General features: G+C 72.5%; 9 protein-coding genes and 3 pseudogenes. 10 read left to right on the forward strand and 2 right to left on the reverse strand.

The features are described from left to right. Window positions 1-27: 27 nt before the first annotated feature. The 3 genes and pseudogenes from ACWD3D_RS10295 to ACWD3D_RS10305 all read left to right on the forward strand — a co-directional run. The gene (locus ACWD3D_RS10295) at window positions 28-1,335 is read left to right on the forward strand and encodes a M18 family aminopeptidase (RefSeq protein ID WP_451460470.1); all 1,308 of its coding nucleotides are present in this window, start codon (window positions 28-30) and stop codon (window positions 1,333-1,335) included. A gap of 102 nt (window positions 1,336-1,437) precedes the next feature. Further along, window positions 1,438-1,659, forward strand: coding sequence for a DUF6458 family protein (locus ACWD3D_RS10300; RefSeq protein ID WP_451460471.1), 222 nt, complete (start codon window positions 1,438-1,440; stop codon window positions 1,657-1,659). Window positions 1,660-1,822: 163 nt separating this feature from the next. Beyond that, window positions 1,823-2,585, forward strand: a pseudogene (locus tag ACWD3D_RS10305) (AfsR/SARP family transcriptional regulator); the annotation flags it as partial. Window positions 2,586-3,214: 629 nt separating this feature from the next. Here ACWD3D_RS10305 and ACWD3D_RS10310 read toward each other — a convergent pair. Further along, window positions 3,215-3,652, reverse strand: a pseudogene (locus ACWD3D_RS10310) (FAD-binding protein); the annotation flags it as partial. Between ACWD3D_RS10310 and ACWD3D_RS10315 the strand changes: the two are divergent. The 6 genes and pseudogenes from ACWD3D_RS10315 to proC all read left to right on the forward strand — a co-directional run. After that, window positions 3,637-3,879: pseudogene (locus ACWD3D_RS10315) on the forward strand (hypothetical protein); the annotation flags it as partial. The pseudogenes ACWD3D_RS10310 and ACWD3D_RS10315 overlap by 16 nt on opposite strands. 74 nt (window positions 3,880-3,953) lie before the next feature. Further along, window positions 3,954-4,505: a hypothetical protein gene (locus ACWD3D_RS10320; RefSeq protein WP_451460472.1), complete on the forward strand. Its 552-nt coding sequence runs from the start codon at window positions 3,954-3,956 to the stop codon at window positions 4,503-4,505. Between the two features lie 102 nt (window positions 4,506-4,607). Further along, complete coding sequence (locus tag ACWD3D_RS10325; RefSeq protein ID WP_451460473.1) at window positions 4,608-5,423, forward strand: class I SAM-dependent methyltransferase; 816 nt, start codon at window positions 4,608-4,610, stop codon at window positions 5,421-5,423. A 162-nt stretch (window positions 5,424-5,585) separates the two neighbouring features. Then, a complete protein-coding gene (locus tag ACWD3D_RS10330) occupies window positions 5,586-6,404 on the forward strand; it encodes an ABC transporter ATP-binding protein (protein ID WP_451460474.1) in 819 nt (272 codons plus the stop codon). Then, window positions 6,401-7,192, forward strand: coding sequence for an ABC transporter permease (locus ACWD3D_RS10335; RefSeq protein ID WP_451460475.1), 792 nt, complete (start codon window positions 6,401-6,403; stop codon window positions 7,190-7,192). The genes ACWD3D_RS10330 and ACWD3D_RS10335 overlap by 4 nt, the downstream gene beginning before the upstream one ends. 129 nt (window positions 7,193-7,321) lie before the next feature. After that, on the forward strand, window positions 7,322-8,131 hold the full coding sequence (gene proC / locus ACWD3D_RS10340) for a pyrroline-5-carboxylate reductase (RefSeq protein ID WP_451460476.1): 810 nt from the start codon (window positions 7,322-7,324) through the stop codon (window positions 8,129-8,131). Window positions 8,132-8,135: 4 nt separating this feature from the next. On the opposite strand, the gene ACWD3D_RS10345 is transcribed toward proC, so the two are convergent. Further along, a complete protein-coding gene (locus tag ACWD3D_RS10345; protein ID WP_451460477.1) occupies window positions 8,136-8,723 on the reverse strand; it encodes a cysteine hydrolase family protein in 588 nt (195 codons plus the stop codon). A 74-nt stretch (window positions 8,724-8,797) separates the two neighbouring features. On the opposite strand from ACWD3D_RS10345, the gene ACWD3D_RS10350 reads away from it, so the two are divergent. After that, window positions 8,798-9,814: a GlxA family transcriptional regulator gene (locus tag ACWD3D_RS10350; RefSeq protein ID WP_451460478.1), complete on the forward strand. Its 1,017-nt coding sequence runs from the start codon at window positions 8,798-8,800 to the stop codon at window positions 9,812-9,814. The last annotated feature ends 308 nt before the right edge of the window (window positions 9,815-10,122 follow it).

Genomic DNA, 10,122 nt, shown 5'->3' on the forward strand with positions numbered 1-10,122 from the left:
CCAACACGCGTCGATACAGTGAAGAACATGAGTTCCTCCCACCCTTTCGACAGGTCCCACACCGATGACCTGATGTCCTTCCTCGCGTCCAGCCCGTCGCCGTACCACGCCGTGGCCAACACCGCCGCCCTTCTGGAGGAGGCAGGGTTCCGGCAGGTCGAGGAGACCGCGGCCTGGGACGCGACGAGCGGCGGGAAGTACGTCCTGCGCGGCGGCGCCATCATCGCCTGGTACGTCCCCGAAGGCGCTTCCCCCCACACCCCGTTCCGTATCGTCGGCGCCCACACCGACTCCCCCAACCTGCGGGTCAAGCCGCTGCCCGACACCGGCGCGCACGGCTGGCGCCAGGTCGCCGTGGAGATCTACGGCGGGACCCTGCTCAACACCTGGCTCGACCGTGACCTCGGCATCGCCGGCCGGCTCACGCTGCGCGACGGCACCGACGTACTGGCCTGTGTCGACCGCCCGCTGATGCGCGTACCCCAGCTGGCCGTCCACCTGGACCGCTCGGCCAACACCGACGGCCTCAAGCTCGACCGCCAGAAGCACATGCAGCCGATCTGGGGCCTCGGCCGGGTGGAAGAGGGCGACCTCATCCGCTTCGTCGCCGAAGAGGCGGGCGTCGACCCCGAGGACGTGACCGGCTGGGACCTGATGGCGCACGCCGTCGAGAAGCCCGCCTACCTCGGCCGCGACCAGGAACTGATGGCCGGCCCCCGGATGGACAACCTGCTCTCCGTGCACGCGGGCGCCGCCGCGCTGGCCGCCGTCGCCCGGCGGCACACCGACGAGGGCACCGAACTCCCGTACATCCCGGTGCTCGCCGCCTTCGACCACGAGGAGAACGGCTCGCAGTCCGACACCGGCGCCGACGGCCCGCTGCTCGGCACCGTCATGGAGCGCTCGGTGTACGCCCGGGGCGGCGGTTACGAGGACCGGGCCCGCGCCTTCGCCGGAACCGTCTGCGTCTCCTCCGACACCGGCCACGCGATCCACCCCAACTACGGGGAGCGTCACGACCCGACGCACCACCCGGTCGTCAACGGCGGCCCGATGCTGAAGGTCAACGTCAACATGCGGTACGCGACGGACGGCAACGGCCGGGCCGTGTTCGCCGCCGCCTGCGAGCGGGCGGGCGTCCCGATGCAGACGTTCGTCTCCAACAACTCGATGCCGTGCGGCACCACGATCGGCCCGATCACCGCCGCCCGCCACGGAATCCAGACCGTCGACATCGGCGCGGCGATCCTGTCGATGCACAGCGCCCGCGAACTCTGCGGCGCCGACGACCCGTTCCTGCTGGCCAACGCGCTGACCGAGTTCCTGGCGGGCTGACGTCACGTCACCCACAGCCTGTGAGGACATGGTTGACGCCGGGCCGGGTACGCGATCCGTACACCGGCCCGGAGTCACCGGGCCGTCGAGGAGGCGGGAATCATGGGACTCGGAGGATGCATTCTCCTGATCGGTGCCGGAGCGGTACTGGCGTTCGCCACCGACTGGCAGATCGACACCGTCAACGTCGACCTGGTCGGCTGGATCATGATGCTCGTCGGCCTCGTGGGCGTCTTCGCCTACATGAGCATCGCGCGGCGTCGTCGCATGATCGTGCCGCCCACGGTCGTCCCCACCGCGGAGGACGACAAGCGCTACCTGTGACGGCCCGCCGGACGCCCGCGACGGCGTCCGGCGCACCGCGCGGAAACCGGCCGGGAGCCCTCGGGCGTACGTGACCCGGCCGCGGGCCGGCCGGGGCCCGATATCCTGGACCCCGGTCCGGGCCCCCGCCCCGGGTGGGTTCGGCCCGGAAGGAAAGCCGCTCGTGGAGTTCCGGCTGCTCGGTACGGTCTCCGTCGACACCCGCACCGGGCCACTGCCGCTCGGCCCCGCGAAGCGCCGCAGCCTTCTCGCCGCCCTGCTGCTCTCCGCCAACACCCCCGTGTCCGTCGCCCGGCTGACGGAGTCCCTGTGGGAGGACGCACCTCCACCGCGCGCCCGCGGCGTCATCCAGGGCCACATATCCCGCCTCCGCGCCCTGCTCGTGGGCGCGGAGGCGGAGGCGTACGGGGTGGAACTACTCACCCTCGGCGACGCCTACCTCCTGCGCGTCCCCGAAACCCTGCTGGACTCGCAGCGGTTCGAGGAACTGCTGATGCTCGCCCGGCAACAGCGCAGCGCCACCGACGCCGTCCTCATGTTCAGGGACGCGCTCTCCCTGTGGCAGGGCCCCGCGCTCAGCGGAGTGTTCGCCGGTCCGCCGCTCCAGGTCGCGGCGCACACCCTGGAGGAGACCCGGCTGGCGACGGTGGAGGAGCTCGCCCGCGCCCACGGGGCGCTCGGCGAGCACCACCGGGCCGCCGCCGTCCTGCGTACGGAGGCTTCCGCGCACCCGCTGCGGGAGTCCCTGGCGGCGGCCCTGATCCTGGCGCTGTACCGGGCGGGCCGCCAGTCGGAGGCCCTGGACTGGTTCCACCGCACGAGGCGGCTGCTCGCCGACGAACTCGGCATCGACCCCGGCCGCGAACTGGCCGACGCCTACGCGCTGATCCTGCGCGGTGATCCCGGACCCGACGCCGCCGCGGTGCCCGGACCGCCGGAACCACCCGGTGACCGCTCCACCCGGCCGGTCGGAGATCAGCAACTGGGGCGCGATGCGGTCCCGGATGCGCTCCAGCGCTTCGAAGGCCGCGGGGGCGTCCTGCCGCGCCACGAAGTACTCCGACTGCAGCTCGTCGCCGCTGCTCGGGGTGAATTCGAGGCGGAAGTGGGGAAGCCGCTCGTGCCAGGGGCCGCGTGCCCCCTGCTGCAGGGTGCAGTTGCCGGCGGGCATCCCGGGAACCGGGTGGCGAGGGCCGTCCGCGAGCACCGCGCCACGCCACTCGGCCGGGGCTTCGAAAGCGTCCTCACCGTCCACCGCGCGCTTCACCCACACCTGGTCGACCGGCCGGTCGCGCCAGCTGGTGAAGAGGCTGACGCTGTACCCCTCGGACATGATCTCGTCGAACCCGTGCGACACCTGGTCGCGGGGCAGGTCCTCGTAGACCCACTGCCGGACGTCGAAGGTGGGGACGAGGTCGAGGGTCAGCCGGGTGACGACGCCGAGCGCGCCGAGGGACACCACCGCGCCGGGGAAGTCGGGGTGGCCGCGTTCCAGCATGACAAGGGAACCGTCCGCGCGGACGAGTTCGACGGCACTGACCGCTCCGGCCAGCGAACGGTTCCCGACGCCGGAACCGTGGGTCCCCGTGGCGCAGGCTCCTGCGACCGAGATGTGCGGGAGGGAGCCGAGGTTGTGGAGTGCGAAGCCGTTCTCGTGCAGGGTCCCGGTCAGCTCCCCGAACCGCAGTCCGGCGCTCACCGTGGCGGTCCGCGCGGCGGAGTCGATGTCGACCACCCTGGGCAGCCCGGCGACGGATACCAGGTCACCTCGCGTGTCGGCGATCTCGTTGAACGAGTGCCGGGTGCCCAGGGCACGGATCTCGGTGGACGAACCCACGATGTCGCGCAACTCCTCCACCGAGGTGGGAGTCAGCAGGCGCCGGGCACCGAAAGTCACGTTCTTGGCCCAGTTCCGCTCGGGGGCGTTCACGCGGCACTCCCCCGTCGCGCGGCCCGGCGGACCGTGAGGGCGGTGCCCGCTACCCGATCGCACCGGGCTACCGGGTCTACGTCCGCACCGGACCGGGCACCAACTACGCCGCCATCAGGCTGCTGCCGGTGGGGGCGATGGTGGCGGTCTACTGCCAGAAGGTGGGGGAGCGGGTCAGCGGCCCGTACGGCTCCTCGAACCTCTGGGACTGCATCTCGGCCGACGAGTACGTCTCCGACGCGTACGTGCACACCGGCAGCGACGGCTGGATCGCCAGCCGCTGCGCCTGAGCGCCGTCCCGCTGCCGCCCGGCCGGTGGGGCATTTCGCCGGCCGGGCGGCAGCGGGACGTGATAATCGACGGCGTGAGCGAGAACAGCGAAACCACCGGAACCCTGCCCACCGGCCCCCTGCCCACGGGTACGGACCCGCGGGGCGGCACCGCCCCCGGCCCGCAGCCGGAGACGCTCCGCTTCTTCGGTACGACCTGGGTCGACCACGACGGCGGGTACGCGCTGCGGCGCGCCGGGGTCGCGGCCGGATCGCTGGCCGCCGCCGTCGCCTCCTGCGTGGTCCTGCGCTTCGCCTTCAGCGGCCTGGCGGTCGCTGAGATCGGCACCTTCCTGAACATCCTGGTGGTGCTGATGTTCGCCGTGTGCAGCGCCGTCGCCTACCGCAAGACCTGGCAGGGCTTCCGGAGCCGTCCGGCGGACCCGGGCCGCGAGGACAGCCTGCGCGGTCTCAAGACGATCGGCTTCGTCGGTTCCCTGCTGGCGTACTTCGTCCGCTCGCTCCGCGAAGCCCCCGGCGAGGGGCTGCTGCGCGCCGAGTACGAGACCGCCCTCGCCCGCTGGACCAAGCGCCGCACGACCCGGACCGGAAACCCCGCCGCCCGCAAGGCCCGCAAGGGCAAGTAGCCGGCCCTGCCGCCCGGCTCCCGGCCCTGCCGCCCGGCTCCCGGCCCTGCCGCCCGGGCGCACGACCTCCCCGCGCCTCCGACTCTCCGAAGGACGTGCCGCATGCCGCCCACACCACCCGCCGAACCCCTGCCCGTCGCTCCCCCGCAGGCCCCAGCGTCGGTCCGCGCCCTCTCGTTCAGTGGCGCCGCCGCCCTGTACGCCGCCGCCCGCCCCGGCTACCCGCCGGAGGTGTTCGCGGCCCTGGAGGAGGCGACCGGACGCCCTCTGGGCGCGCTGCGCGCGGTCGACGTGGGCGCGGGCACCGGCATCGCCACCCGTGAACTCGTCCGGCGCGGCGCCCACGTCGTCGCCGTCGAGCCGGGCGACGGCATGGCCGCCGAACTGCGCCGGGCCCTGCCCGCGGTGCCGGTGGTGCGCGGCGACGGCAACCGGCTGCCCCTGGCGGACGGTGTCGCCGACCTCGTCACGTACGCCCAGTCCTGGCACTGGACGGACCCCGCGCGCTCCTGGCCGGAGGCCGCCCGTGTGCTGCGCCCCGGCGGGATTCTCGCCCTGTGGTGGAACGTCGCCGACCACGAGGTCCCCTGGGTCGCCGAACAGGACTCCCGTATCCGACGTCACCTGGGCGCGGGCCACGGCGTCCACGCCACCCCCGCCCCGGGCGGCGCCTCCCGTGCGGTAGGCCTGCCGGAGAAGGGGACCGTCCATCGCCTGCTGCCCTGGTCCCGCCGGGTGAGCGTCGAGACCCACCTGGACAACCTCGCCAGCCACTCCGCGTTCCTGGTGCGGGACGGCGAACACGCCGAGGCCGACCGGCGGTTTCTCGCCGAGGAGGGCGCGCGCCTGCGGGAGCTGTTCCCCGACGGCACGGTCGAGGAGCGGTACGTGGTCGACCTGGCGACCGCCTCCCCCTGACGCCCGCCGGGGGGTCGGTGGCCTCCGTCCGACGGCCACCGACCGACGGCCACCACGCCACCGACGGTTCGTCGGATCCCGGCCCGGAGCCACGGAATTCCCCGCGACTCCGGGCTTTCGCATGCCTTGACGCGTGGGGCCGTCGCGGAGCATATTCATCGCATGATGAATAACCCGCGCACCATCGGACCGGACCCCGCGCCACCGCCCCCCGGAGGTCCGGCGCCCGCGGCCGTCCGGGCCGAGGGCCTCACCGTCGTACGCGGCGACCGCACCGTGCTGCGCGGCCTCGGCTTCACCGTCGAACCCGGCAGGATCACCGGACTCCTCGGCCCCTCCGGCTGCGGCAAGAGCACCCTGATGCGCGCGATCGTCGGCACCCAGGCCCAGGTCACCGGCGCCCTCGACGTCCTCGGCACCCCCGCCGGACACCCGGGCCTGCGCTCGCGCGTCGGCTACGTCACCCAGGCCCCGTCCGTCTACACCGACCTCACGGTCCGCCAGAACCTGGAGTACTTCGCGGCCGTGCTCCTCCCCGGCCGCGCCCACCGCGACACCCGCCGCGAGGCGGTCACCCGCGCCATCGACGACGTGGACCTCGGCAGCCACGCCGGCGCGCTGGCCGGCCGCCTCTCCGGCGGACAGCGCAGCCGCGTCTCCCTCGCCGTCGCCCTGCTCGGGGAGCCCGAACTCCTCGTCCTGGACGAGCCGACCGTCGGGCTCGACCCCGTCCTCCGCCGCGACCTGTGGAACCTCTTCCACGCCCTCGCCGCCGACCGGGGGACCACGATCCTGGTCTCCTCGCACGTCATGGACGAGGCCGAGCGCTGCCACCGGCTGCTGCTGATGCGCGAGGGCGCCATCCTCGCCACGGGCACCCCGGAGGAACTGCGTACCCGCACCGGGAGCACCACCGTGGAGGAAGCCTTCCTCCGCCTCGTCGACGAAGCGTCAGCCCAGCCCGAGGAGGCCGCGCGATGAGCGGCGACACCCTTCCCACCACCACCCACGCTCCCGCGCGGGCCCGGCCCCTCACCCCCGCCCGTACCCTCGCCACCGCCGGCCGCGTGCTGCGCCAGCTCCGCCACGATCCCCGCACCATCGCGCTACTGCTGGTGATCCCGGTCGTGATGATCGTCCTGCTCCGGTACGTCTTCGACGGCAGCCCGGGGACCTTCGACTCCATCGGCGCCTCGCTGCTGGGGATCTTCCCGCTCATCACGATGTTCCTGGTGACCTCCATCGCCACCCTGCGCGAGCGCACCTCCGGCACCCTGGAACGCCTCCTCGCCCAGCCGCTCGGCAAGGGCGACCTGATCGCCGGTTACGCCCTCGCCTTCGGTGCGATCGCCGTCGTCCAGACGCTGCTGGCCACCGCGGTCTCCGTCTGGTTCCTCGGCCTCGACGTCGTCGGTTCGCCCTGGCTGCTGATGCTGGTGGCCCTGCTCGACGCCCTGCTCGGTACGGCCCTCGGGCTGTTCGTCTCCGCGTTCGCCGCGTCCGAGTTCCAGGCCGTCCAGTTCATGCCGGCGGTGATCTTCCCGCAGCTCCTGCTCTGCGGCCTCTTCACCCCGCGCGACCAGATGCAGCCGGTCCTGGAGGCGATCTCGAACGTCCTCCCGATGTCGTACGCCGTGGACGGCATGAACCAGGTGCTCCACCACTCCGAGATCACCGGGGACTTCGTCCGGGACGTCGCCGTCGTCGCGGGCTGCGCCCTCCTGGTCCTCGGCCTGGGGGCGGCCACCCTCCGCCGCCGTACCGCCTGATGTCCGACGGGCGGTCACCCGGGCGGCTCCCTGCCGCCCCGGTGCGAGGATGACCGCGACGAGCACGGGACGGAGCCCGGAGCACACCGCGCGCCGAGGACCGTGAGCACAGCCCGGAGGGTGAACCGCATGACCCAGACAGTCGCAGTCCTCGGTACCGGCAAGATCGGCGAGGCGCTCCTCAGCGGAATGATCCGGGCCGGCTGGCGTCCGGAGAACCTGCTGGTCACCAGCCGCCGCGCCGAGCGCGCCGAGGAACTGCGGACGAGGTACGGAGTCGAGTCGGTCGGCAACGCGGAAGCGGCCAAGAGCGCGGACATCCTCATCCTCGCGGTGAAGCCGCAGGACATGGGGACCCTGCTGGACGAGCTGGGCGCGCACGTCACCGCGGACCGCCTCGTCATCAGCGCCGCCGCCGGTATCACCACGGCGTTCATCGAGGACCGGCTGCCGTCCGGCACCGCGGTGGTCCGTGTCATGCCGAACACCCCGGTGCTGGTGGACGAGGGGATGTCCGTCCTCTCCGCCGGGAGCCACGCGACGGGTGAGCACCTCGCGACCACCGAGGAGATCTTCGGGGGGGTCGGCAAGACGCTCCGGGTCCCCGAGTCCCAGCAGGACGCGGCCACCGCCCTCTCCGGCTCCGGCCCGGCGTACTTCTACTTCCTGGTCGAGGCCATGACCGACGCCGGAATCCTGCTCGGCCTCCCGCGCGCACAGGCCCACGATCTGATCGTGCAGGCGGCCATCGGCGCCGCGGTGATGCTCCGCGACAGCGGCGAGCACCCGGTGAAGCTCCGCGAGGCGGTGACCAGTCCGGCCGGCACCACCATCAGCGCCATCCGCGAGCTGGAGAACCACGGGGTGCGCGCCGCCCTGATCGCCGCTCTCGAAGCCGCCCGCGACCGCAGCCGCGAGCTGGCCTCCGGCCAGGGCTGACCCGTCACCTCCCGGCGGCCGTCACCAGGTCCGCGCTCGTCACGACCTTCGCGAAGCCACCGCTGTGCAGTGTCACGGCGGTGGCCCGCGCCAGCTCGTCCGCGCCCAGTTCCCAGCCCCACGGCCCGACCGCGTCGAAGGTGTACGTCGCGTCGAGCGCGAGGAACACCTCGTAGCCGAGGTTCCCGCCCATGCGCGCCGTCGTCTCCACGCACATATTGGTCTGGATTCCGGCCACCACGATCTGCGTCACGCCGGCCTCGTCCAGCCAGGCCCCGAGACCGGGCGTCCCGTAGAAGGCGGAATTCACCGTCTTCGTCAGAAGCAGCTCGGGCCCACCGCCCTTCCCCCGTCGCTCCTCCACGTATCCCTTGAACGCGTTCCCCGGGTACCCGGGCCGCAGCGGCGAATCCGGCCTCGGCGAGTCGTGCCGTACGAATACGACGGGGCGCCCGCTCTCCTGCCACGCGTCGATCAGCCCTGCGATGTTCCCATCCGCCCCGGCGTTGTTCCGCGGCCCCCAGTACCCCTGCTCCTCGAAGCCTTCCTGCACGTCCACCACGATCAGCGCCGCGTTCTGAGTCATTTCCATGGGAACGATGCTGTCGCCCCGCATCCGCGACGCCCAGAGGTCAGAAAGCCATCGATCGATGCTTTACTGCCAGGATGGCGCCTGGACTCGCACCCACCCCCGTCCGCATCGCGTTGGTCGCGTTCCCCGGCATCCGGGCGTTCGACGTCTCGGTCATCACGGAGGTCTGGGGCGTGGACCGCACCGACCGCGGTGTCCCGTCCTTCGAGCTGCGCCGTGTCGCCGCGGACCCGGCCCCGGTCGCGCTGCGTGGCGGACTCTCCCTCACCCCGGACCGCACGCTCGCCTGGCTGACCCGCGCCGACCTCATCGTCGTTCCCGGCCTCGACGACCAGCTGACGCCGGCCCCCGCTCCGGTCCTGGACGCCCTCCGTCGCGCCCATGCCGACGCCATCCCGATCGCGGCGCTCTGCGGCGGCGCGTTCACCCTCGCCCAGGCGGGCCTCCTCGACGGCCGCAGGGCCGTCACCCACTGGAACCTCACGGACCTCCTGGGCACCCGCCATCCCCGCGTGACGGTGGTCCCGGACGCGCTGTTCCTCCACGACGAGGGCATCTGGACGTCGGCCGGTACCGCGGCCGGTATCGACCTCTGTCTCCATCTGGTCCGGTCGGCCCATGGTGCCGAAGCCGCGGCGACGGTCGCCCGCTCGATGGTCACGGCCCCCTTCCGTACCGGAACCCAGGCCCAGTTCATCGAGCAGCCCACCCCGCACACCGACCGCGATGCCGACACCCTCGCGGCAGTACGGGCCCACGCCCTGAGCCACCTGGACGAACCGCACACGGTGGCCTCCTTCGCCGCCCGCGCCGGGATGTCTCCCCGCTCCTTCGCCCGCCACTTCCGGGCGACCACGGGAACCACGCCCCTGCGCTGGCTGATCACCCAGCGCGTCGCGGCAGCTCAGAAGCTCCTGCAGCGCACCGACCTCCCTCTCCCCGAGGTGGCCGGCCGCACGGGCTTCGGGAGCGAGATCACGATGCGCCAGCACTTCGCCTCCCACCTGGCCACCAGCCCCCGTGACTACCGGCTGGCCTTCCGCCGAGCCCCGGGCCGGTCGGGGGTTGACACGGAGGTAACCCCTCAGTAGTGTTCTCCGAGTTGTCCGACGTGAGCGCCGACCCCGGTCGGTCCCCGGACAGCCATTCCGCACCATCACTCAACAAGGCCCGACTTCCCGTCGTGTGCCTTTGCGTGTGCTTGTGTGAAATGAGGATTGCCCGTTCGTGAGAGCAGCCCCGATTAGCGTCGGAGCCCGGCAATCCGCTAATGTCTCACTCGTCGGAAGGGCCGCAACGGCCCGGAAGACAAGCCCCGCTGACTGGGAATCAGGCCCGAAAGGATCTGATAGAGTCGGACTCGCCGGAAAGGGAAACGCGAAAGCGAAGAACTGGAAAG

This window comes from Streptomyces sp. NPDC002690 (genome assembly GCF_053592415.1).

What these genes read in the sequence shown, in the direction of transcription:
- ACWD3D_RS10295 (WP_451460470.1), top strand. Translation starts at nt 28, where the DNA reads ATGAGTTCCTCCCACCCTTTCGACAGGTCCCACACCGATGACCTGATG.
- ACWD3D_RS10300 (WP_451460471.1), top strand. Translation starts at nt 1,438, where the DNA reads ATGGGACTCGGAGGATGCATTCTCCTGATCGGTGCCGGAGCGGTACTG.
- ACWD3D_RS10325 (WP_451460473.1), top strand. Translation starts at nt 4,608, where the DNA reads ATGCCGCCCACACCACCCGCCGAACCCCTGCCCGTCGCTCCCCCGCAG.
- ACWD3D_RS10330 (WP_451460474.1), top strand. Translation starts at nt 5,586, where the DNA reads ATGATGAATAACCCGCGCACCATCGGACCGGACCCCGCGCCACCGCCC.
- ACWD3D_RS10335 (WP_451460475.1), top strand. Translation starts at nt 6,401, where the DNA reads ATGAGCGGCGACACCCTTCCCACCACCACCCACGCTCCCGCGCGGGCC.
- proC (WP_451460476.1), top strand. Translation starts at nt 7,322, where the DNA reads ATGACCCAGACAGTCGCAGTCCTCGGTACCGGCAAGATCGGCGAGGCG.
- ACWD3D_RS10345 (WP_451460477.1), bottom strand. Translation starts at nt 8,723, where the DNA reads ATGGAAATGACTCAGAACGCGGCGCTGATCGTGGTGGACGTGCAGGAA.
- ACWD3D_RS10350 (WP_451460478.1), top strand. Translation starts at nt 8,798, where the DNA reads ATGGCGCCTGGACTCGCACCCACCCCCGTCCGCATCGCGTTGGTCGCG.